This is a genomic window from Lactiplantibacillus fabifermentans DSM 21115 (genome assembly GCF_000498955.2).
Taxonomy (GTDB): domain Bacteria; phylum Bacillota; class Bacilli; order Lactobacillales; family Lactobacillaceae; genus Lactiplantibacillus; species Lactiplantibacillus fabifermentans.
The window spans coordinates 1-24,036 of record NZ_AYGX02000053.1; the positions used below are offsets into that span (position 1 = coordinate 1).

21 protein-coding genes and 3 pseudogenes are annotated in these 24,036 nt (G+C 43.6%); all 24 read right to left on the reverse strand.

What is annotated here, in order from left to right:
* Positions 1–66: 66 nt before the first annotated feature.
* Positions 67–681: a hypothetical protein gene (locus DY78_RS04570; RefSeq protein WP_235810634.1), complete on the reverse strand. Its 615-nt coding sequence runs from the start codon at positions 679–681 to the stop codon at positions 67–69.
* Positions 682–859: 178 nt separating this feature from the next.
* Positions 860–1,942, reverse strand: a complete 1,083-nt coding sequence (locus tag DY78_RS04575; protein ID WP_024626277.1) for a hypothetical protein — start codon at positions 1,940–1,942, stop codon at positions 860–862.
* Positions 1,943–2,049: 107 nt separating this feature from the next.
* Positions 2,050–2,736 (reverse strand): YoaK family protein, encoded by a 687-nt coding sequence (locus tag DY78_RS04580; RefSeq protein WP_024626278.1) that lies wholly within the window; start codon positions 2,734–2,736, stop codon positions 2,050–2,052.
* A gap of 966 nt (positions 2,737–3,702) precedes the next feature.
* Positions 3,703–4,260, reverse strand: coding sequence for a hypothetical protein (locus DY78_RS04585; protein ID WP_056993499.1), 558 nt, complete (start codon positions 4,258–4,260; stop codon positions 3,703–3,705).
* Between the two features lie 11 nt (positions 4,261–4,271).
* Complete coding sequence (locus DY78_RS04590) at positions 4,272–4,520, reverse strand: hemolysin XhlA family protein (RefSeq protein ID WP_024624363.1); 249 nt, start codon at positions 4,518–4,520, stop codon at positions 4,272–4,274.
* On the reverse strand, positions 4,521–5,639 hold the full coding sequence (locus DY78_RS04595) for a GH25 family lysozyme (protein ID WP_024624364.1): 1,119 nt from the start codon (positions 5,637–5,639) through the stop codon (positions 4,521–4,523).
* A complete protein-coding gene (locus DY78_RS16015) occupies positions 5,640–5,795 on the reverse strand; it encodes a hypothetical protein (RefSeq protein ID WP_156404103.1) in 156 nt (51 codons plus the stop codon). It lies immediately after the preceding gene.
* The gene (locus DY78_RS04600) at positions 5,792–6,112 is read right to left on the reverse strand and encodes a hypothetical protein (protein WP_024624365.1); all 321 of its coding nucleotides are present in this window, start codon (positions 6,110–6,112) and stop codon (positions 5,792–5,794) included. Before DY78_RS04600 ends, DY78_RS16015 begins: the two co-directional genes overlap by 4 nt.
* Entirely contained in the window at positions 6,105–8,066 is a 1,962-nt protein-coding gene (locus DY78_RS04605) for an autotransporter outer membrane beta-barrel domain-containing protein (RefSeq protein WP_024624366.1), read from the reverse strand. Before DY78_RS04605 ends, DY78_RS04600 begins: the two co-directional genes overlap by 8 nt.
* Positions 8,067–8,085: 19 nt before the next feature.
* The gene (locus DY78_RS04610; RefSeq protein WP_024624367.1) at positions 8,086–10,518 is read right to left on the reverse strand and encodes a phage tail spike protein; all 2,433 of its coding nucleotides are present in this window, start codon (positions 10,516–10,518) and stop codon (positions 8,086–8,088) included.
* A 12-nt stretch (positions 10,519–10,530) separates the two neighbouring features.
* Positions 10,531–13,383 (reverse strand): phage tail domain-containing protein, encoded by a 2,853-nt coding sequence (locus DY78_RS04615; protein ID WP_024624368.1) that lies wholly within the window; start codon positions 13,381–13,383, stop codon positions 10,531–10,533.
* Positions 13,384–13,395: 12 nt separating this feature from the next.
* Complete coding sequence (locus tag DY78_RS04620) at positions 13,396–16,515, reverse strand: hypothetical protein (RefSeq protein ID WP_235810635.1); 3,120 nt, start codon at positions 16,513–16,515, stop codon at positions 13,396–13,398.
* A 189-nt stretch (positions 16,516–16,704) separates the two neighbouring features.
* Positions 16,705–17,226, reverse strand: a pseudogene (locus DY78_RS16875) (phage tail tape measure protein); the annotation flags it as partial.
* A gap of 327 nt (positions 17,227–17,553) precedes the next feature.
* Positions 17,554–18,099 (reverse strand): annotated as a pseudogene (locus DY78_RS16920) (phage tail tape measure protein); the annotation flags it as partial.
* Between the two features lie 669 nt (positions 18,100–18,768).
* Positions 18,769–19,095, reverse strand: a pseudogene (locus DY78_RS16925) (hypothetical protein); the annotation flags it as partial.
* A gap of 12 nt (positions 19,096–19,107) precedes the next feature.
* Positions 19,108–19,290, reverse strand: a complete 183-nt coding sequence (locus DY78_RS04630; protein WP_024624371.1) for a hypothetical protein — start codon at positions 19,288–19,290, stop codon at positions 19,108–19,110.
* Positions 19,291–19,334: 44 nt separating this feature from the next.
* The gene (locus tag DY78_RS04635; RefSeq protein WP_024624372.1) at positions 19,335–19,661 is read right to left on the reverse strand and encodes a phage tail tube assembly chaperone; all 327 of its coding nucleotides are present in this window, start codon (positions 19,659–19,661) and stop codon (positions 19,335–19,337) included.
* Positions 19,662–19,678: 17 nt separating this feature from the next.
* Positions 19,679–20,557 (reverse strand): hypothetical protein, encoded by an 879-nt coding sequence (locus tag DY78_RS04640; protein ID WP_024624373.1) that lies wholly within the window; start codon positions 20,555–20,557, stop codon positions 19,679–19,681.
* A gap of 134 nt (positions 20,558–20,691) precedes the next feature.
* Complete coding sequence (locus DY78_RS04645; RefSeq protein ID WP_024624374.1) at positions 20,692–21,315, reverse strand: phage tail protein; 624 nt, start codon at positions 21,313–21,315, stop codon at positions 20,692–20,694.
* Between the two features lie 11 nt (positions 21,316–21,326).
* A complete protein-coding gene (locus DY78_RS04650; RefSeq protein WP_024624375.1) occupies positions 21,327–21,701 on the reverse strand; it encodes a DUF806 family protein in 375 nt (124 codons plus the stop codon).
* Positions 21,698–22,135, reverse strand: a complete 438-nt coding sequence (locus DY78_RS04655) for a hypothetical protein (RefSeq protein WP_024624376.1) — start codon at positions 22,133–22,135, stop codon at positions 21,698–21,700. Before DY78_RS04655 ends, DY78_RS04650 begins: the two co-directional genes overlap by 4 nt.
* Positions 22,128–22,475: a phage head closure protein gene (locus DY78_RS04660; protein WP_024624377.1), complete on the reverse strand. Its 348-nt coding sequence runs from the start codon at positions 22,473–22,475 to the stop codon at positions 22,128–22,130. Before DY78_RS04660 ends, DY78_RS04655 begins: the two co-directional genes overlap by 8 nt.
* Positions 22,459–22,812: a head-tail connector protein gene (locus tag DY78_RS04665; protein WP_024624378.1), complete on the reverse strand. Its 354-nt coding sequence runs from the start codon at positions 22,810–22,812 to the stop codon at positions 22,459–22,461. The genes DY78_RS04660 and DY78_RS04665 overlap by 17 nt, the downstream gene beginning before the upstream one ends.
* A gap of 16 nt (positions 22,813–22,828) precedes the next feature.
* On the reverse strand, positions 22,829–24,034 hold the full coding sequence (locus DY78_RS04670) for a phage major capsid protein (RefSeq protein WP_024624379.1): 1,206 nt from the start codon (positions 24,032–24,034) through the stop codon (positions 22,829–22,831).
* Between the last annotated feature and the right edge of the window lie 2 nt (positions 24,035–24,036).

Here is a 24,036-nt window from a genome sequence, read left to right on the forward strand (position 1 = left end):
AAGCTGATCTTTTTTGTCCGAACAGCGTTCGGATTAATTTTACAATCTACCTAGTATGTTTAATTTTTATGGTAGCAAACCTCGCAAGTTTGTAACAACTTCAGCTTGGGTTAAATTAAAATCACGATTAGCTCGGAAACGCCGTTTAAAAATCATCGCATCTTCTTTCACTAATAACATAATAAAGTGCTGTAAATCATGTTGACAATCTTTTGGCACTGCTAACGGATCAAATCCATTCACTGGTAACAAACTAGTCAATCGGCAAACATCTTTAAAGTGCTTGCTCGTATCTGCTCGATGCTTAATTTTTTGACCTGCCGCCTGCCTAGCAATGATATCTAAATGGGCATTGGCTTTGAAAAAAATCAAGGCTGCCGCATTCAGAATGGGCATTTGATTTAAGTGCTGTACATTATTTTTCAACAATTCATAGTAACTATCATCCAAAATGATTGCTGATAAACTTGGACCATTGTCAAAATGCAAGGGCGTGGTTGCAGTTTCAAATTTCAACTGATAATTAATTGGCAGACGTGAAAACAATTCAATTTGACGTGGTACAATCGGTCTTGTATTAATTTCTAGCTTAGGTAATTGAAATCGATAATACACTTTCTGCTGAACTACTCCGACTCCATAATCGGCCAATTCATAATGATATTCATTTACAAAGGCCATAAAACAAGTCGCAAATGCCGCTGATGTATGCTCAAAAATAACAACGATATCATAATCTTGCGTATGTCGGAACTATTGTTGATCATTTGCCAATAAGATTGCGGCCGCATTGCCACCAATCACTACATAACTATTCTCGAAATCATGGAACCAATCAAAAAATTGTTGATAAATCACCCTATTCCTCCCAAATTTGATCAATCAGCTCCGCCAGCTCATCTTGAACCCGTTCATCCATTTCATTTTGTAAACTGATATATAAATGGAACGGATCCAACAAGTGTTCCGGGTACTGATGATTGATTTGCCGATAAAGTGATGCAAATATTGCCACCGGATACGCTGCAACTTGTAGACAATATTTTTGTCCTGGCACCAGTCGTTGCTTCGTTACATTGGCCATCGCCGACAAATCCGTTGCACTAGTCACATACGGATTATCACCAATTAAGGTCAGTTGAGACAAAGCCGTAAAACCACTTGTCAGAACATTTTCAGGTACTAACTGCTCGGGGAAAATTTGTAAATAATACGTTCGTCGACTCGTGAATGGCGTAATCATCTTCACTGACAAATTTGACCAAAACTGCTGACTAGCCAATTGGCAGTAATACTGCCGATTACGCGTTGTGCCGGCAACTTGAACCATTTCGTTAGCGACTAGCACATCCATGGCACGCTTAAAAGCCGAGCGATTATTCATGCCAACTGCCGGTCCCAAAATATTGACAAACTTTTGACTGCTCTCGATTAGTAATAACCCTTCGCGCCGACTGAACGCTGATAGCCAGTTAGTGGTCCCCGTCAATTCATTTTCAAAGGCTAACTGCGCTAATAAAATGACTAACGCTAAACGTTGGGCACCGTAAGTAAAGTCTGGCTGTAATCTGGGCGCGCTCGGCGTCGCAAATAGTCGAATCCCCAAGCAAGGTAAAAAGGTTTCGCCATTATACGTGATAAAGGACTGGTTATTCAACAGAAATTGCCGTTTTATACGACTTTCAAGTTGTGGCAATAGCAGTACCACTGGTAAGTTTGCTAGCGTCGCACTTGTCACCAATCTCCCATATAACCACTTAAAATGTGAACCCGCGTAGCTAATCAAAATAATCCGTTGCTGCATCACCTCGGCAATATATAACTCCGCATTTTTTTGCTCGTTCTGCGAAATTGCTATTTCAGATGCAGATAACTTTTTGATTAACTTTACCGCAACCGGTAAATCGTCAATTATCCGCGTCAACTTGGTCTCTTTAAGCATCTTGTTCACCACCATTTATTGTTGCATTGATAAACATATTGTAACATCTGATTGCAACAATATGTTTATTCCAGTAAAAAAGAGTTGCTGCACAGTGGCTAACAACTCTAATCCGTTTCAATCGCGCGTTGGTGCAACAACGTTATATAATACCCAGCGACTAATAACAGCGGTCCCGCGACTAACCAAATAGTCTGCGCGGCGAAGTGCGGTTGCAGTAATGCGGAAACCACTGCCCCACCGGCAAAGCTCAACACCAGCGTGCCATAAATAATCGCCGTGGTTAGCTCGCTGTGGTCATGGGTCAAACTATAATTCGTAAAAGCAATCGTGGCATTCTTCAAATTTCCGGTGGAGAACACATTATTATAACCGTGCCCCTCAATATGGCTAAACGCCGCGGTTTGCATCGCCATCACTAACGCCAGCGGTGGTGACACAATCATATTGGAAATATTTTTTGGTAACCAACCGACTAAGATGCAAATCACTAATTCCGCAATCAAGGTCGTTACGCGCCAATAATGCGTGTGGGCGCCCAGCGTCCGCTTTAAAACGCCTACGAGTGCAATCCCAATGATGAAAAATAAGATAGTCAGTCCTTTAGTCAAGACGCCTAAATAATCGCGTTGCGCAATGTTGACGCTCAAAAAGATAATATTCCCCGTTTGCCCAGCCGCTAAAACACCGCCCCGCTGGCCAAACGTGTAAGCATCAATGAACCCACCAATAAAAGTTAACCCTAACGCAATTTCACGTAACTGAAATAAATGTGAATGTCGATAACGTGGCATGGCAATTCCTTTCCGTTCGTCTTCTATCAATATTATTGTAACGCATGATTACGATTAAGCTCATTGACATGCACACGAAAAAACAACCAGCGCTGACTGATTGCTTGTCTTGAACTATCTTTATTATTACTGCCTGTTACCCTGGTGTAACGTCCCCGAATTTTGCAAGTTAGAATCAAAAAGATATCCACTCATAACCCGACCTCACGTTCATTGAAAATACTGATAGTTTTACCTAGCATCTTCGTACTTATTCCAAGCAAAGACGCGGCTTTAGTCGGTGGTAAAGTGCCATTCGTTTGTGAATTAATCAATGCCGCTGTGTACCTATTATCATTGAGACTCAAAGCTGTACTATATGGATTGCCGCCACTGCTTTTTTGCTAACTGCTTGCTCCATATCAAACAGAGAGTATTCCGCAATGTCATTCATTAACAAAAACCGTTTCATATCAACGTTTTACGTTGGTACGAAACGATTTAATTAATATTCATATGACCCCATCCGGAGTAGTATACGGTAGTTAGGTACTGACATAGTAGCGTTTCATTTCACGATGTGCACCAAATGTGCACCAAAATTCCTAGGCGGGTAATACATAAAAAAATCTTCCGCCCATCAAAGCAGAAGATTATCCTCATCACCTCTGGTATCATTAACTGACAATCTTGGAGGGATTTGAAAGCCATGATACTAATAACAGGACAAAGGACATAATAACGCTGGTCAGTTTATATTACAATACCGAAAGTGGTCTATGCAAGCATATTAATAAATCCTTGTGATAATTATCCCATTTGAAGTATAATCCTTATTTCTCCCTTCTTAATTCCTAGGGAGTAGAACACCTATTTTATTTAAACATTGGGTCAGTCTTGACTGGTCCTTTTTATTGTACATTTTTTCGTTAAAAAAATCCCCCACGCCGAAACGCAGGGGATTAGCAAATTCAATATTTAATTATACTACTTTTCGCCTGCTTGTGAGGCGGATTCTGACGTCGTTTCGGCATCTGATTGCGCATTGCTATCCAAATTAGCCGCTAGCGATGACGCTAAAGTGGCTGCTGAACTAGCCGTGGCCGTGTCACCAACTGCCGCCGCACTAGCTGCTTGACTATACGCCGCCACTACTGCCTGTGATGCTTGGGCTTCAGCTTGACTAGCCGCTGCTGAGTTAGCTGCTTCAATCTTAGCTTGAGCTTCCGCCAAGGCTTCCACGACCGTTTGTTCCGTAGAAGCTAACGCGTTCGACTTGGCCTTGATCGTGTTGCCGGTATCTTCCAAAATAGAATTATCCGTAATCACGCCCCAAAACGCTAATAGTGCTCCGACGCCGGTAATGATCAATAAAACCGTATTGGTATCAATACTAACGTTAAAAAACACCGTGGCGACAGCCAGTCCAATCACTAATACTGAACCAATGATTTGGGCCCAATAAGAAGCTTTAGTGTAGTTAGCCTTAAAAGTTGCCGCAATGGTCTGAAAGAATTTGGTTACTACTTTTTTGATTTTTGTCATTAATGTCTCTCCTAAATGAATTTTTCTGCAATGTAAATTAATAAGGTTATTAACCCACCGCCCACCAATACACTAATCAGCCAATTCTGAATCGTTGTTAGTCGATCAATTCGACGACTGTTTTCATTACTAGAAGCTAACGCTTGGTTGACCTTTTCATCAATGCTTCCCATATCGTCAAATTTCTGGTTTAGACGGCCTAAATTTTCTTTAATCTCCATTAATAAACGGGTTTCATCACTAATATCGCCCTGTGCCATTTACTTCACTACCTTAATATTGGCCTTGTTGGACGTGATATTAGTACCATGCCCCGCATGTACAAACCGCCGATACCCATTCCAAGTAGTATAACCACTAACATTAAGAACGGTTCCCTTGCTGATATGATTTTGAGCCTTGCCATTTTTATAAGTCCAAATCCCATTACTTTTAATCACTTTCACTTTTTTAATATCTGGATTGGAATAGTAAGCCGTCCGGACATCTTGTGCTCGGATTTGCCCAATAACCGTCTTCCCATTGTAGATGGTTAGCACTTGGTTAGACGTGCCGGTATAAATCGTTTTGATTGCCCGGACACGCAAATCAATGTTAGTTAGTGCTGTTGCAATCTTTGTTTTCGCGCCATAGAACTTAGTTCCGACCTTAACACGCACTACCTCACCTAGAACGTGGCCACCATTTGGATATTTAGATTTATCAATGGTGTCGCCAAACCAATTATTAGTCCCAATAAATTTGGAAGCATCAGTTGATTGCTTTAAGGCCGTATTATAAAGGCTATCGGAATACTGCCATAATTGGTAATCAGCACCACTAGGTGTGCTACTTTGATAAGCAGCCAACCAAAAGCCATCGTAACCAGATTTGGTCTTAATATTAGTAGTATAGAAACTGCGGTAGCTGTATAAATAAACCTTCTTACCAGTTAGCGACTGCATTTCTGTAGCCCAGGCCTTGGTGGCAGCGGCATAAGTGCCGCTTGTGACCGTATTTGTTTCGGCGTCATTCACATAGAATTGTGGTGCGTAAGCTTTGGCTCGGTTATAGAAATCCTTAGCTTCTTGCTTCGCGTCACTAGCGCTGACATACTGGCTAAATGAGTAAACACCGTATTTAACACCCGCAGTTTTTAGAACCTTAACGTTATGTACGAAAGTTTTATCGGCGTAATTAGAGCCATATTGCACTCGTAAAATGACCCCTTTAACCTCACCCTTCAACAATTTAGCTTGGCTGGCTGTAATAGTCCCCTGCCACTCGGACAGGTCAAGCACAGGCTGTGTTGCAGCACTTGCAGTAACCTTGGCGCCAACCAAAAAGAAAAGCGCGGCCACCATCAGCAGCCCGCCCTTAATTAACTTTCTAACGTTCAATTATTTATCCTTCTTCCCTTTCAACGTGTTTAGTTCATGTTGCAGATTGTCATTCTGAACTTGAAGCATTGCAATTTCTTGCTCGCTAATTGCGATCTTTTGTGCGAAATTCTGACGCATCTTATCAACTAATGCTTGTCCGTCAATTTGCATCATTCAGTCGCCCCTTCAGTAGTGGTTTCAGTCGTTGTATCGTCAGTCGTCGCTTCGGTAGTGGTTGTCGTAGTATCAGCACTCACCGCTTCAGTTGTAGTAGTCGTTGTGTCATCAGGCAACATTGCGCTGAGCGCAGTAATTAAGCTGTTCAGAACCAGCTCCTTAATAGCTTCAACGCCGCTAGCAATGGCTGTGTTGAAGTCGTCCATTGAAATCGTGCTTTCTGAACTAATTGCAAGGCTCTTAATAGTGAAAGAGATGGTCATAATGTTGTTGTTGTAGTCGGGTTTGTAATTCGTGATTAATAAACTATCCATTGATTTTTGCCTCCATAGCTAAAACGTTAGTGTTTAATTCGTCAATTTGCTTTGCCTGTTCCTGCGATAAAGCTAGTACAGCGTTCAAAAGAACACCGTTATCAATACCAACTATGTTGCCGTCTTCATCACGGGCATAGAACGCTTCAGGCAAAGTCCATTCTTTTGTTGCATTTACGTCATCAATAATCCCTGATAAGCGCAACGGGTCAGTGTAATCATCTGTATCATAATTGTACGTGGCCAGATCAACGCTCATAGCAAGGTTTGACCAGTAATTAACGTCAGCGGCCGTCACATTAGTCTTCTCAGAGAGCAATGATTTTGAAGATGAGCCTGAATAATAAATGTTCTTGTGGTAAGTGTCTACACGGTTCGAACTGTCATCAGTAAAATAAATGCCGCCACCGTCTTTAGACCGAACTTGATGGGCTATGCCTAAGCCCATATTGCTAACCCAGAGCTCGCGGTTAAATGTAATCGGGTTACTGGTGCTCGTGTCGATTCCAAAACTAGCCGTGGTACTACTATTATTGTCTTCTAAGATCCAGGTCCCCTGATTAGCATTCCCCTTAATGTTGCCATACGCTGTAAAAGTAATGCCTTTATTCGTGTCGGATAGTAAGCCGTTAAAAGTGATTGTCTGCGTGTTGCCATACAAGTTAATGCCATACACAGAGCTAAGATCGACACTCCCAGTAGCAGTAATACCACTTGAAAATGTGTTATCTGAAGCTGCTGTATAACCGTCAGTAAGTGTCAGTTGGCCATTGCTCAGTGAAGCTTCATTTGCATAATATGTGCCGTCACTTGAAGCAGTAAAGTATCTTACACTTGTTGTGAGTGACGCTTGATTAATTGCGGCTTGCAAACCCACACTACTGTCAAACATAGTAGATGTGTACACGCCACTAGCATTAATAGTGAGTGGGTAATAGCCGCTGGTGTTATAGCTGCTAGTGCTCTTAGTCCCGCTGTTGATCACACCGCTGTTAATCGTGCCACCATTGATGACTGTACCCGTGATTGCAGTACCGCTGATCGTGCCACCGGTAATTGTATTACCAGAAACTGTAGCCCCACTGATTGTGCCACCGGTGATTGTATTACCTTTAATCGTGCCGCTGGTCACTGTCCCTAGATCAGCAGACAAGGCTGATAAACTACCGACATTCAAGCGTGCTACATCTAGTGTCCCTGTGGTGATATTGGTAGCGTTGATATTTGTACCAGTGATGGTGCTGAAGTCAATCGTGCCCGCAGTCAATTTGCTTGCAGATACACTACCAATTTTTGCATTAGTGATGGCAGCGTCTGCTAACTCTGCTGTGCCAATGACAGCTTCATCAATAGTTGTCTTGGTTGTGATGTGAATTAATGAACCGTCTGAAACTCCTGTGCTAAGCGTGGTGTAATCTGCGCTTGCTTGACTTGCTGCCGCTGAAGCAACTGAAGCTGTACTTGAAGCACTGCTACCAACCACACCAGCACTGTTTGCGGCTGCTGAAGCGGTGCTTGCAGCCGTACTTGCCGTTGCTGCACTAGCTGCGGCTTCACTGATTGAGCTACTAAAACTGTCATTGATCAGCGTCTGAACATTTGAATAAGCGGTGTTATATGTACTTTGCAACGTAGTCAGGTTATCACGGTCAACCGTGCTTGCAGTCGTCAAATCTGCTAATAGGCTTGATTCATAAGTGTTCATTGCGTTGTAAGCTGTGGTTAATGCCGTTGTACTAATACTACTGCTTTTAGCTGTGGTGACAATTGCCGTATATTGAATTGTGGCCACGGTCAAAGAATACTCAAGCTGTTGCTTTTCAATCACTGACATTATGCTACTAGTATTTAAGCTAGTGACACCTGCGCTTGCTGTGTCTGCGGTTGCTTGCGCGGTCTCAGCAGTGGTACTAGCATCGGTGATTGAGACTGACACCGTTCCCAGCGTTGCCATTCTTTTCACTTCCTTTCATTTATTCTGTTTCATCTTCAGAATCATCGTCGGCACTGAAGGTAATCGTAGTGTCAGTACGCAGTGTCAACGGGTATTGTTGCAGGTATTCCACTTTGCTAGTCGCAGTGCTGCTAGTTTTGACGTTGAAGCCCGCATATAAATCAGTCCCATCATAATAGGTTGTTTCCGGCTCATACACATCATTGCTAGCGGCAATGTCTACTAATTCCCACTCATAGCTGAATACCAGCGAATTAGTAACGAGGTTAGCGCAGTACAACATGCGTTTGTCTGACATGTCAACGTTGCCTGAATTCCAAAACACATAGTCGCCATATACAGTGAACGATTGAAAGGTCTGGTCAGTGAGTGAAAAGCCAAAGTCAGTAATCAAGATAGAATATTTTAGATCCGTGCTACCATTCATTAGCTCATCTGCGTCAATCACCGATAGCTTGCCAAGATATGTGAGGCGAATGCCCACCATGTTATTTGTCGCGTCATAATTGCACGTGATATGTCGGCTACTCTTGTAGTACGTAGTCAGCTTATCGACAGCTACAATCGCGTTCACCTGATATTCCACACGGCTGATATAGTAATTCGAATCATCATATACTTGCGTCCAGATGTACGGTAGATCATTAACAATTTGAACGCCGAAGTTGGCCCCATGCCGACTACCGTCAATAACCATTGATGATTGATAAGTGCCACTGCTATCCAATAGCAAAAATTCAACTGCATAATCATGAGTAACTGACAAAGATACCGTTGTACTAGGACTGTCCTTATATGCCCTTGACGCAATGTAGTAGCCTTCATACGTTCCTGAAGTAATAGGTTGTACATACTGAAACGCCTTGACACTCCCAGTGTATGAATCATCTGAACCGTCACTCAAGCTGTATTTGAACGAATTTGAGCCGTTATCTTCATTCATTCCTAGCACGTTGGTATCACTGATGTAGTCAGTATCAATGCTAAGTGTTAAAGACCCACTGCTGAGCTCATCTTTGGCCAGCTCAAGTAAGTAGCCGTCATTGCGGTGAGTTGTATAGAAGTCGGTATCAGCGCTACCAGAACTGTTATACACATTCCATACAAAGGCAGGCGCTTCACAGTAGCTGGTAACATCAGTGCCATAAATCTCTACGTGACCAATAAACCGCTTAGTCGATTCTGAAGAAGACCAGTCAGCGCCATCAGGCTGTAGGATTGTGGCCACTAAAGCCGTGTTGTCACTCAATGCGGCCTTGACCAAATCAGAAATGCTCGTGTTCAACTTGCTTTCTAACGAATTGATCAGGCTAGGCGTAACCAAGGCCAGCGTTGTAAATTCGCCTAAGGTCACTTGGTTGCTGGTTGGGGTCGCCTCGGACTCAACTTGCTGAATTACCCGTGAAGCAAGAGCTAATTGCGGGTCATCTTCCAGGTCAACCACCCGCACGCTATCACCGATTGCGGCCACAAAGTCAGGTGAAATAGTCACCGTATAATTCGAACGGGGGTGATTATAGTAAGCCAGCACTTTCTTGCCCCACGTTAATAGCCCTGCGGCCGTGCTGATATTAGTGTTAGAAGACACACCTTCAAGATAGTTGGTATTACCAGCGTTATAGTCATCATTTGCGGCGGTGTCATAAATCCATTCACTACCACTGTTTGCGTCTGCAATTGTCGTGGTGCCGTCCGAGCCGCCAAGTGGCTTCAGCGCAGTAATCAAACTGGTGTCAATCGTTTCACGCTGAATATTCTCAGCGTTGAACCGATATTCTACCCGTTTACCCGTGCTCTGATCACCTAACTCACTAACGATATCGACATATTTATTGATCACTTTACCCTGACTCACTTCAACGTAGGAACGAATCTCTAAGTCAAAGTCTTGTAAGGCGGTTTGTAACAGTGAGTTGGCTGTCGACGTGCCGTCAATTGTATAACTAGTGCGCCCACTGTCATCTTCACTCTCACCAGTAAACTCATCAGCGTTGATAGTGAAGTCTGAGTCTCCCAGCAGATATTCCATCACGTCCTGAGAAGTCGGGTTCACCATGGTCTTTGAATCGGGCACCAGGTGCTTTAAATTCCAGAGTAGCAAGTCATAAGCTGTAATACTCTTCAAACCAGTTGACCGGTCAACCTCTACTTCAGACACCCGGTAGCAGTGAAGATAACCGTCTGCATTTTGATGAACTAAGTGCACCCCGGTTTCCATAATTGGATACAGCGAAGACGGACGTGGCACGTCCATCGTTACATAGCTATTCCATTCTTTAGAGTTACCGTTCAGAATCTCACTAACAGACGTGTCATCATCACTGGTGGAGTCTTCAGACGCGATTTCCGTGTGAATTTCGTCGTTCACGAACCAATCGCTTTGACTATGGCCACCCACCGGCGTTGCGGTTGAGATGATCTTGTCTAACGCATTATTAAAAATATAATACATCTCAAGCCTCCCTTACTTGTAAGTTGGTCTATAAGTCAGCGCCCAGTTTGCCGTAGCGATCGTTGGTGAGATCGCGATCTCAGTTTCTTCACCGCCTTGCAGACTGGGCCAAGAACTACCAATAGATAGCTTGTCCATATATTCAGCGTCATCCTTATAGATTTTGTGCTCTTGAAAATCAAATTTAAGCGTGTTGTCACTGTCAGCGATAGGGGTCACGTCTTCCGTGTCAACGGCTTGATAAACCTTCAGATCATATCCCGACATGACGTCATTTTTGTAGTAAACGGTGTTGCCTTTAGACGTGCTGTCATAGGTATCTAAGCCTTTGATATTCATCTTGGCCGTGTGCATCGCAATTTTGGCCAAAGAAAAAGCGTAGCTAGATGAAAGTGTCTTGCTACCGCTTGTTGAAAAACCATTCTTTTTAGTCTTATGTGTTGTGCTGTCAAGCTGTTCAATCTTGTAAGTGTACTTGTTACCCACTTTTCTGATTCTGAACAAGCCATAAAAATCACTGAATGACGATGTGCTAGTGCTGGCTGGTGTCGTTACAGTCTGTGCTTGCGCCACACTCTTACTGCTAGTGGTAGTGTAATACCAATTTGCAGCAGACAATGCCTTCAGCTTTTTGAGTTGTTTCTTTTGAGCCGTGGTCAGCTTCTTCTTATTCTCAAGCTTTTTCAACGTAGCCTTGTATGACTTGATTTTAGAAGCGCTGTAGCGTACTTTGCTCTTCACAGTTTTCTTTGTGGTTGAGCTATCATAGTATTTGATAGTCTTGGTGCTGGTCTTCCCCTTGGCCGTTTTGCCATACCCTTCATACAAATTTGTATGAGCTGAGTGCGTGCCAATTTGAAGCTGTGCCATCACTTTGCCACTATCACTACTATCTTTCAGCATAATTTTGCCACGGCGTGCGCCGTCTTCATCAAGCAAATAGAACTCAATTTTCCCTTTGGCATAGGACTGTTTAACGTGCATTGACATGCGTAAATCAACTTGCCAATCAGTAGGCGCAGTTGAAAGAGTTCGCATGACAACCGGCCCGTAGAAAGCCGTATAAGAGTGGTTCTTAGCTGTCCCAAAGTTAGCAACCTTCTTGTTCGTATATGAACCGCTAGAATTGTAGACTTTAGCCGTATGTGTTGCGACACGAAAGCCGCTAGTTGATAAAGTCGCCATTTTCCCATCAACAGAGCTATTTTCCAGCTCGAACGATGTGCTAGTTAAGGTGCTCCAACGATTTCTCGTATCCATCGGGTCGTGCAAAATCAACGTATCACCGGTGGCCGCTTCAGTGCCGTCTTCAGTGTCAACGTCTTCACCCACATAGCTGTATGACTGCTTACTGTTATAAGCATCATCATAGACAATGCCTGCACGGTTAATGCTTTCAGTTGGCACTACAGTGAATACGGGTTCCGTCGTTGCGTTCCCTTTGGGTGTTACTTTAACTGTTGTGCTATCAGTCAAGATAAACTGGGTATTGTAAGCAGTGTCGGCGTCATCAAATAATGTCGTGATCGTAGCGTCTGAGTTCGTGGCATAAAATTTGAAGCTGTCAATGGTGATAGTGTCGGTGTTACCTTGCGATAGATATAAGTACAGGCTTTCAGTGGCACTATTTAAAGTTGGCCAAGAAAAATCTGTATCAACCGTGCCTTCATAATTACCATACTCATCAGTGTCATCAGCGTCAGGCGTGACCGTTGCAATGGTATTAGTGGTGACAAGCGCCCCACTACTATCATACTCCGCTAATTGAACATCGAACGTGTTAGCCACACTATCTGCGGCGCTATTCCATGAGCAATTAAAGTGGGTGGCCGTAGGCTGCGCCTGAATCATCAACTGCAGGCCGCTCAGAGTGACCCGTTCAGCAAACAAGTTAATGTACAAAGAGCAATCAGAAACGCTGGCAATTGACAGCGTGCTTGAGAGTGTTGCTGTCCCTGTCGCTGTCCCTGAATATGTGCTGGTACCGTCAGGACTATCAATTGTAATTGTCGCCGTCACGTCCTGGGTTGAGCCGTCTGAATATGTCACTGTAAACGTGGCATACACTTCACTGGTTGAACCTACTGAGGTTGTTGCCGTTGCGCCCCCTGTAGCGTCACCAGATGTGACTGCTGTTGTTGATGGTGCGTCAATGATGTAGTCAAATTGAAGCTGTACGTCACCACCCTGGGCGTCTGTGATGAAGTCATCTGCAACGCTGGCACTTTCCACTGCTGTGCCTTCAGCATAGTCATCACTGCCGTAGTCCCGCTGCGTGTCCGTGTCATCGCCGACTTCATTCATGGTATCTTCAAGATAATTACTTGAGGCCACCGTCTTGATGTCCAAGGCGTCAGCATTGAGCTGTAGCAGCTCACCTGAAGTATAGTAACGCGGATAAACCCAGTGCTGGGCACCAAAGCCGTGAGGATCACTACATTTAAACGTAATTGTGAAGGTGGCCATATAATAGCTGGCTTCATCAGTCCAGGCAGGCGTGGATACATCTGTCACGTGGCCAAAATAAACAATCAGGCCATCGTTGTTATCGCCTGACCAAGTAATAGCCTGTTCTTCTTCACCTGCTTTATCGCTCCAAAGCCCTTCACTAATATCACGCATGATCTGATAGACGTCATCAGACTTGTCCGCAATAATAGTGCACTCAGCCGTGAGCTGAAGCCCGCCGTAGGAGTTAGGCATATAGCCCAGCCCTACGCGGCCAGGAATTGTCTGTGTATTTTCAGTGATGTCCGGCACAAAGTTACGGGTAAACTTATTTACCAAGAACCCCATATCGTAATTGGTTAAAGTCCCAATACTCAAGATGTTATTAGACTGGAAATCACTGCTTGTTAGTTCCAAAGATCACCCCTCCTAATCGGTTGCAAAGTTTTTAATTCTAGTCTGTTTCTTAGATACACTCTTGTTAATCTTGTAAATGTCGTTCTTAGTCAGCGCTGTATCATATTGCGCAGTGTACAGATTATCAAGGCCATCTACCACTTTTTGAAGTAAAGTAAGCGCTGTTGTGCCACTGCTTGCAGTAGCCGTCGTGCTAGTTGCCGCGCTCAACTTATTCTTATCTCGTGCAGCGAACATCGTGGCCACTTGCCCAAGTAGCTCATACCCACGGCTCCCCTTCTGTGAACTCATCGGAATGATTGCTTCTAGCTGGTTGCCTTCAGAGATATGGGCAAGCTTTTCAACGTTGCTAAAGCCCCCGTTAGCATAGCGTTTGTGACCTGTTGGGCCCCAGCCACCAGACACACTAATGTCAGATAGCCAGCTCGAATCATTAAACAGCGCCGCAATTTGAGACGCACCATGTTTGATGTTGCTAGGATACTTGTGGCCGGACTTAGTCGGTAACCAAGATTTGAACGTCGGTTCAATGTACTGCAACAAGCCAATGGACGGGTGCCCGGCTTTGGCATTCGAATCCCAATCATTTTCAACGGTAGGACTACCGTTTGATTCTTGTTTAATGCGGCTCAGCACGGCTGACATACCACTAGAAGTTAGGTCAACATTCATGTTTGCAGCAACCTTTTTGATAACCGGCTTCCAACGGGTAACCCCTGAGCCGGTAGGATTGTTCGCGTCACCGCCAGTAACTGCTGAAGCTAGTTTTTTGAAGACTTTCTCAGCGTTCTTGGTGATTGACTTGCCAACGCCGTTGTACCCTTTTTCCCAAGTCTTAGCGCTTACCCAGCCCTTGTTGGGGACCTTAATGCTGGTAATTCCCTTCAGCAACGACTCAACTGTTTTGATTGGGTGTTTCAATGCTGCCTTAACTGTTTTGCTTAATGATTTGTACAATTTAGTTGCATTTTTAGTGATAGACTTGAAAAAGTTACTAAGCGTACTAGTTCCGCTCGCAAAGCCGGGCAATACTTTATCTTTCCCATAGCCACCACTAAGGACTTTAGCGGTATCTTTTGCGTTCAAAATACTTTCATGACCATCTACTTTAGAAACTTCGGCGCCATTTGCTCCTAAGATTCGGAAAACGCCCTTATTTGCATTATAGGCCAGTTCTGGTCCCTGTTCCCCAACTAGCGCCATCCCTGATCTTCCGACAGTACCATTACCAGTCCCGCGTGCATACGACATACCACTAATTTTGTAAACATTAGGGTTAAAAGCACCACTAGATTCATTGACTCCCGTCAACCATTTAATTTTACCTAACCACTTTAATAAGCCACTAAAAATATTGGCCGAACCACTGGCACCTTTTCCTGCGGCCTCAATAGTATTATTCCCCTGCTTTACCACATGTGTAGTAATACCTTTAGCTTGCTTTTTGGCTGTGTTCACAGTGGCTTTTTCTTGCGCCGCAATTTGTGCCTCCGTTTCAGTCTTCGTTTGTTTGGCAGCGGAAACCGAATTTTTGTACTGAGTATCGGCTTCGTCAGTTAGTTTCTTACGCATCTTCACAGCATAGGCACTATTGCCGGTATAAGTATCATTGGCATATTTAATCAAGCTGTTCTTTTTCTTTTCAGCCTTAGCTTTTTCAGCCGTATAATCGTCATCGGCATTTTTTATACTCTTTTTAGCGGTCTGATAAGAATCTTCAATCAACTTGTCTGCAGTGGCCTGGCTAATCTTACCTTTAGCACTTTTTAATTTGGTCATAATAGCCTTTTGCGCTTTACTACTACTAGTGAGCGTTTTAGAAATTGAAATTCCAAGCTTCTCTTCCTGATTAACATAGCTTTTAGCATAGGCCGCATAAATGCCTTTCCGGGTCTTACTGTAAGACTCACTTTTGGCATTGATAGCCTTACCTTCATCTGAATTTAGTTTTCGGCGTTTAGCACTATAAGCCTTTTGAATCTTATTAATGCCTTTTTGTCCACTATATTCAATCCCGTCAAGTGTGACCGTTTGACCTCGCTTAATTTTAGCAATATTACTCTTTTCTTCAGTAGCCATTGAGGCCCGTTTAGCGCTATAGTGACTCTCAACCTTGTTAATTGCCTTACCACGTTCTTTAGTATTCTCTTCAAGATCTCTCGTTTCAGATTTGGTAATCTTTTTGATTTTTTGAGCGGCTGATTTAGCAGACTTGGTAGTGCTTGTGTAATGTGACTTGATCAGCTTTTCGGTTTTTTTCAAGTCTGACTTATTGATTAGGCCAGCCTTGTAGAGCTTTTGGGCTTCTTTTGCAGCACTGCTAGCATGGTTTTTAGCTTTATTTTTAATCTCCTTATAAAGGCTATTAACTGCTTTAATGATTGCGGTGGAAGACTTCTTTAAGCTACTTTTATTTAAACTAACACCCAATTTCAGTCGACTAACATTTAGCTTTTTAAATTCGCTGTTAGCTTTTTTAACGGCAGACTTAGTAGCCGTGGGTAAACTATTGAAAGTCTTTTTTAAAGCAGCCATTTGTTTTTTTGCTTCACCTGCGACGGTTAGTTTAACCGTAGTGGTGCCATCTGCATTAACAACCGTTTTGTGGTCTTTGTAATAGGTTTGCGCACGTTTTAACGATTTCCCCAACCCGGCAACGATTTTATTTGCTGTTTTAGTACTCCCGAGTTGTTCCCCGATTGTTGCCCCAATTACAGTTCCCCATGGGCCACCAAACGAACCAAGCACGCCGCCGATAACTGTGCCTAGGGTCTTAGAGGCAACTTTAACTTTGTTGGTCGTCGTGGGCTTATTAACTGCTTGGGCAATCGACTTACCGAGATCCCATGCTGAGAGTGCAGCGCCAGCTACAGTTACAATTTTACTGACTACCTTAATCGCCAACGGTGCTAATTTGGTCCAACCACCCTTTAACTTAGTTAGGGCTCGTCCCCAAAGGGTGGTTTTAGTCGTTGCGGTTTCTGTGGCCGTTGCTACTTCACCGACTTCGTTCGCTTCCTGTTCTAACTTTTCAGTACTACCAGTCACTGAACCAAGGGTGCTTTCATTGCTCAATTCCTTGTTGGTTTCAAGCACTTCATTTTGGCTTTTTAAAGCATCAGTTTCAGCCATAATAGTGTCAGTAATAGCGGTCTTCTTAGCAGTTGTTGCGACCAGACCTAAATTAGTACGAATATCTTTCAAAAAGTGAATAAACTTATTGATTTTGGTGAGTCCCCATATACCAGCCAAAGTCGTTCCAAAGACTTTTAACGTCTTTGTATGATTGCCAAAAAATTCAACCACCTTTAGCGTGCCTTCAAGTAAATCAGCAATTAATCCGGCGGTCTTCTTAAGCCCACTTTGAACACTCTTGTTGTTAAATGCCACCGTCATCTTATTAGCCGCTTCGGTCATCACTGGCAGTAGCTTGGCCCCCATCATCGTTTCCAACGATGACGCGGCTTGTTTAAACCGTTTGACGTTCATTTGGGCGGTAGTGCTATTTTTATTGGCTAACTTTTGAACATATTTACCTTCTTTACCTGCTTTCGAGACTTGCTTGGTTAACTTGCCCAGAGCGGTACTATTCTTAGCTAAGATTTGTGCGGCTGCCATTCCAGTTGAACCAAATATGGACTTAAACACATTAGATTTTTCAGAACCACCGAGATTCTTTACATGCTTCCGTAAGATTCCCATAATGCTCGTCATCGACTTAAAATTGCCATTTGATTTCTTAAAGACACTGGTTGATGTGATTCCAATTTTCTTCAATGCTCCGGTCGCAGTATCTGTTGGCTTTGCCAGGCTAGTAATTACTTTACGTAAGCCCGTACCCGCTTTATCGGCTTCCCATTATGTTATCGTAGCGGTTCTTTATCCACTACTTCTATATGTTTCCATATAGTTCAGACTATATTTTAACCTTCGTCATAATCCGTTAAGGTTCTCCGCCTTCGTGGATATTTCGCCATACAAAAAGCACATGTTTTTTCATGTGCTTTGCTTAGGTTACTCTATCTAGTCGTTACGCCTTCCTAAAATTTCTTTTTAGGCTTGGTTCGGGATCAACATGTAATATATTTTTTCAAATATACATCATTTAGTCTTCCCCGAGTTAACGGAGTTCTTTTTCAAAAACATTTCTGTTTAAGCGGCCAGTTTCCAAAGCCCATGATTACTTAATTCACCTAAAGCTGCGCTAGTTTCTTCAACACTAAAGCCAGCATTATTAGCCGTTTCGGAGACATACTCCATCCCTTTGCCCAGACTTTGGAAGTCAGTCGCGGTCGTATCAGCCGTATAGGCTAGGTCATTAACGACGCGCTTGGTATTTTTGACCATTTTAGCCGTGTTATTGGTTTTCATGCCAAAAGCTTCGATCACCTGGCTGGATACTTTGGTAACATCATTGAAGTCGTCTCCCGAAGCAACGGACCCTTGCAACTCGGTTTTCATGACCGCCAATGATTCATTAGCCGTATGCCCACGTTTTATCAAGTCCTGATAGTTTTCAGCGATCGTCTTCTGGCTAACGCCGTACTTAATGGAATACTTCCGACCATCCTTCTGCATCTCAGTAACAGCTTTAATGGCCGTCTTGGCCGACTCGCCACTCGTGGTTAACAAGTTTTGGTTTTGTTTGTAAATGTTCTGTAAACTGGACGCCTTCTTGGCACCACTTATGGTCGCCGCCCCCAAAGTCGTAATAGCGGCCGTCGCTGTTATTGCAGCGCCTTTATACTTAGCTAGCGAAGCCTTGACTTTTGTAGCGGTTTTAGACGCCATATCGCGGGCACTAGCCATCCTCGTTGACATCTTACCGTACTTCACGTTTAACTTATTAATCGCCGTATTTTCTCGGTTATAATCCGTCGTGAGCTTGTTAATCTGTGTCCGCTGTGTTTGGACTTCTGCGGAATTTTGGCCATATTTAGCGCTTAGGGTCGTTAACAAGCCCTGCTCTTTAGTAATTTGTTCGCCTAGTAAGCTGTGCTGTTTACGTAACCCGGACAGTTTTGCCTTCTGGGCAGAATAAACATTCCCTTGCGAATTAAGTTGGCTGACATAACTCGCATTCTCTTTGGCAGTGCGTTTTAAAGCTGAGCGAATATCGTCAATACCACTCTGATAATAGTCGGCTTGTTTAGTGCTCTTTTCTTGTTGTGCAGTTAGTGACGCAATCTCCCGTCGAGTCCGGCTAATTTGGTCGCCAGTCGTATTCAAATATTTGCGCGTATTCTCATAAGCCTTATTGGCTTTGGCAACCGTTTCCGTTTGTGCTTGATAATCCGCTTTCAGCTTGCTAACTTGCTGATTTAATGTTCGATACTCGTCAGAATCCTCACCTAGGACCGTTTTAGCACGTTTGAGTTTGCTTTCAGTGTTTTCTAAGGCATTCCCCAACTCTTTTTGCCGAGTAACGCTACTTTTCAGCACCGTCTCATGTCGATTTAAGCTGCTAGTTAGTTCAGCATACTGGGCCTTAGCGGATTTAAGAATTTCATTTTCAGTCTTAATTTGTTGACCGAGCAGTTTGACTTTTTCTTTAAACGCAGTGGCTTTCTCGCCAGCCGTATTAAACTCTGTAAATGTTGCGTTAGTTGTTTTCTTTAATGAGCGCAAACTAGCGCGCATTTCTTTGATGGCTTCCCTAAACCCACTGTCTGCAATATCAAAGCGATATCGATACCCTGCAATTTCTGTCATCTTAGCTCCTTTCTAAGCCTTAATAGATCCTCCAATGGTCAATCCAGCTGCCTTTAAAGCGGCCATTGGGTCTTGTGCCCGTTCATCACGCGGTTTAGCAAGCATGACCTGGTTAATGCGCATGAAATCCTCTTCTTCATACACACTGACCGGAATTCCCATTTGTACCATCGCTTGTTGGCAGTTATAATCCATATCTTCTAGGAAATTATTGATTTCGCGCAGACGTTTGCGCGCTGTTATTTTTTTGCCCCGGCTTCCGTTGGCGACAATGGTTTAGCTTCAAAGATGGCATTTGACAGTTCGCCAAAGAATTCTTGAGTTGTTGAAAAATCGCAGTCCCAAATTTGGTCCACTTGTTTATCGGTCAGTTTGAAAACATTGTCGATAAAATCAACGATTGCCTCAATCATGCCAATTTGGTCATCCAATGCTAAAGCGTCATCGTCCGTTGCATCACTAGCCGTCGCCATCTTTGCAACTTGTAAGGCGTTACGAGCCACGCGATTGGTAATCTTGGCCTCAACTGTTTTGTTAATGCCTAATTTCTTTAAGTTTAATTTCATGATATGTAAATCCTTTCTTAATTAACTTGATGAATTGCCGCCACATATTTGCTAGAACACTTTTGAGGATTAACAAAAGTTAAATCAGTTTCAAATGGTGCACTATGTAAATAATTCCCTTTAAAAAACAAATCTTTGTGTTGAGCAGTTACACCAGCATTATGTAAAATTTTAGTTTCACGCCACCGTTTCAGCGGATCAGTGGCCCAGCAAAATTCTAATTCCGGACTAATTTGTGGGCCAATATTGAAATATAGTAGGTTCCAAAGTTGCGCCCACATTTCAGCTGTCCAAACTTGAACGTTGCTTTTAGACTGCTGTAAATACCGATATAATCGGTTGCAGTCCTGATAAACTTTGTGCCAGTAACTGGCTTTAGGCTGATCAATGACCCACTGGGCGCCACCAGAATTCTGGTTAATGGTTTCTAACGATGGTACTGTAACTCCGACGATTCCAGCCATTTTTGTGAGCAGTTCGGCCCCGTTTTGACAGTGCCGTAAATAATCCAAATTAAGATAGCTATTGGTATTGCTACATAACCAACGATCCGGTGTTGCTTTCAATCTTCTAAAATCAGGTTTCTGCCTGAAAATGACATCACTGTCGAAATAAAAATACGTCTCTTGTTCTCGCTGTGGATTCTCCGCTAAAAATTGCCACCATAACCAAGGCTTAACCGCTGGAATATAATTTTTGTCATCTCTTGTGTCCTTATACACGTGCACCGTGACACCGTACTTATGGGCTAAATATGCTGGGATTTTCAGATCGTGCTTTGTGAATAGCAAAATCACTGATGATAAATCAAAGCCCACTTGCTTTAAATTGGTTAAGCAAACTTCTAGTTCCCACTTGAAGCGTTGAACTGCCGGTTGGCATAAGATTAATTTCAATTCAAATCAGAACCTCCTAATTGCCGCCCAGCATAATGTTGTATTGTTGATTTATAGGCGACGTTTAATGCTATTAGCCCGCGTCCGTAGTGGTCGTCGTGGTTGTAGGTGCTACTGTGGTTGTAGTGGTTGTACTACTTACTCGCCGTAGTTGTGGTTGTGGTCGTTGCTGCTTGTGGGAAGATTGTGTCAAGCACATCAGCTTCTTCATACCCATCATCGTCAGACCAAGCAATCACGCCATAATCGCCATCTTCATTACCAAGCGGCGTATAAGTTAACGCGTCAGTAACACGGCTCTCAGTGTCTTGGTCAGTGGCAAGTGATAAATCACCAGGCGTCATAATACCTTTGTAGAAACCGAAGATAATGTCGCCACCGTTATCTGTGTTGGAATATACGGCCATTGCCAAGTTTACAGGGTCACCTTCAAAGTTGAACATGCCTTTTCCAAGATCAGTACGGCCAAGAATCTTGTTTAACACTTCGTAGTTGAACGCGTTAACAGTAAGTGAAACACTTGGCTGTGCCTTACCAACAGACATTTTGACCCGCGTGTTGTTACCATAAACTGACGTCGTTGAACCAGCTAGCCCGGTTAACGAAGCGGCGTTGACACCTAAGTCTTCAGTAATAGTGACAGTGTAAATACCGTCACCGTCATCATTTAAACCACCTGAAGTGATTACTTCGTTGTTGTCATCCAATAATGCTAACTTGGCCTTTTGCAAGCCAATGTAGCCACCTTTTGCTCCCATTGTTGAGCCTCCTATTTTGTATGTTTAAATTTCAATGTATTCAATATATTCTTTGTATCTGGCGTCATTACATGCCCTGCATTACTACTGCAATAGTATTTATTTGCTCGCAATACAGTAATTAACGCCTTTTCAATCGTATCCATGTCGCCCGTATAATTGGCGGGATAATAAAGCTGTATCTGAATTTCTTCCAGTTCACGCCCAACGTTATCATTGCCATAAAGGCTTACGCTGCGGCTGATCTCGGTAACTAAAACCAGTGGTGCGTCGTCCGTCCAATCAGCAGTACTGATACTGTACGCATGAATGTTAGTTGCCGCGATATTAGTTAACTGATCGCTATTGTTTTTGAGTAACGCGACCACGGTTGCGGTGGCTGTCATCGGTTCACCTTCTTGTCAATGGCGCGTTTAACCTCACGGTTATAGAGCTTTTCAGTTGTCCGTTCGGTCTCACGTGCCGTCAATTCCCAAAAATGCTGGCCAGGCACCGTTGAATGAGTCATCCCATTGCGATCCTTCGCCACCCAACCATCGTTGATCATACGACCGATATAGGCCTTTTTACTGGCGGAAGTAAACCCGTCTTCCACATAGCCGTAAGCCGTATATGGCTTGATGGTAAAGGCATCTCGTAAATGCACTTGTTCACCCGCATAGGTTAACGTGCTCTTGGGAATGCGGTCATCACTAAGCATCACAGTTTTGAAGTTAGCCGCCACGGTAGTGTTAATCTTAAGCTTTTCAACATTCGACAAGCCAGCTGCTAGTTGGGCCAACGTCTCGTCCAAACCATTAGTCTCTAACTCATTAGCCATGGTTCACCACATACTTTCTGACGGTGATTAGGTCATAACTGACCGCAGTACTGTCATCAGATGAAATACTGACGATATTGTACAGATCACCTGCGAATTTCACTCTCATCTGGTCGTTAACCTGATCAGTATGTCTTATGACTATCACTGACGTATCTGCGAGAACCGTCCCGGCAAGTTCAGCTTGCTGGGACACTGTTCGACTATAACGACCGGCATACCGTGAGAAAGATGCTTGGAACACCTCAATGGTCTCACCCGTATTCGGGTTAACTTCTTCCCCTGCCACCATGACGCCAAACTCTGCCCGCTTGTTTAGGCGGTTAGCTTTTAGTTTCATCAGCCGCCACCTCCTGTGGTATTCGCCAACGCATGCCGTTCAGAAAATAAGCATAGGCTGGTGGGTAAGCTAGTGTTAAGTCGGCTAAGCCACCACGATTGTTATAAGTGAAGTCTACTAATAGCCGCACCGCTTGATTAAACATTTTATCAGCACGGTAAGTTTCGATATCAATATCACGGCCAATGTTATTAACAACATCAGTCTCAGCCATGTCAATCAAGCTTTGCAGAACGTCTTCATTGTCATCAACGGCTAAATAAGCCTGCATATCGGCAACTGTGACGCCGTTACTATCAGTGGTCGTGGTGGTGGTCGTCGTGGTTTCATCTGCCATCTCACCGCCTCCTTAATTACTTGCTAGTTGTGGTGGTTGTCGTGGTTGCTGAGGCAGTCGTGCTGCTAGTTGTCGTGGTCGTATCACTAACTGTTAAGAAGTAGCCAGCATTTTCATCAGCCTTGGAAACCCCAAAACGCATAGCTGCGCCAAGATATTGCCCATGAATTTCATTCTTCATCCAAGATAAAGAAACTTCTTGCCGATCAACAAATAAAACGCCACGCTTCAAATCACCAATAAACGCATGGGCTTCACCATCAGCACCAAGTAACGTATCGTTCACAATATGCACTGGGACACCAAAAACAGTAGCGCCGGACTTGCCGGTAATATCTTGATGGAGCAAATATTGACCGTTGTTATCCTTTAAGGTATCTAAGATTTGGTAGAAAGACGCCGTTACCACTAAGTCACGAGCGTAGGCTTGATCAAGCTTGACGTTTAATACTTGTTTAATATCGTCAGCAAGCGTGGATGACGTGGTGCTAACAGCCGTGAACCCTTTCAAAACCGGGGAAATCAACTTGTTAACCGTGTTAACTCGCTTTTCACCAATATTTTGGCCAATTAATGAAGTTAAATCAACCTGAGCATCGGCAATTGATTCTGCCGAAATTGGAATAGCGCCACGGTATGTTTCTACTGACCAATCAACCTGAGTAAATTCAGGTGCGGCCAATGAGGGGTTCTCTTCCAGTTCAGCAACACTGTTGAAACTATCGTCTGCTCGTTTCAAAATTGGGTAAGTCCCTTTAGGCGTGGTTACTGGTGTTTTGGTGACCAGGGTCGACAAGTCAACAACTGAGTTAATTTCAGCGGATGGATTGTAAATAATAGTTTCGGGAACCAACGGTTCAACCTCTGTTGATGTTACGGATGTCGCCGCATCATTGGTTACCTTTGCACCACGAGAATGGATAAACGTGTTAATTGCAGATTTTTGCTTGGCTAAATTATCTTCGCCACCTTTAGGGTTAAGCGGAGTTCCTTTCCCTTGGTTGTTTTCAGGCTTCTTCGGCTGCTTATTTTCAGCCGAGAGTGCCTGTAATTGATCATTCAAGGCATCTCGACGCGTTTTCTTAGCGGATAACTCATCTTGTAACTTATGATAAGCATCCGCATCGAAATTATCGTCTTGTAATGCGGCCGTTACCTTGGCATTAAGGTCAGCACATTCCGCACTTACCTTATCGAATGTGGCCTGTAATTGTTTAAACATGT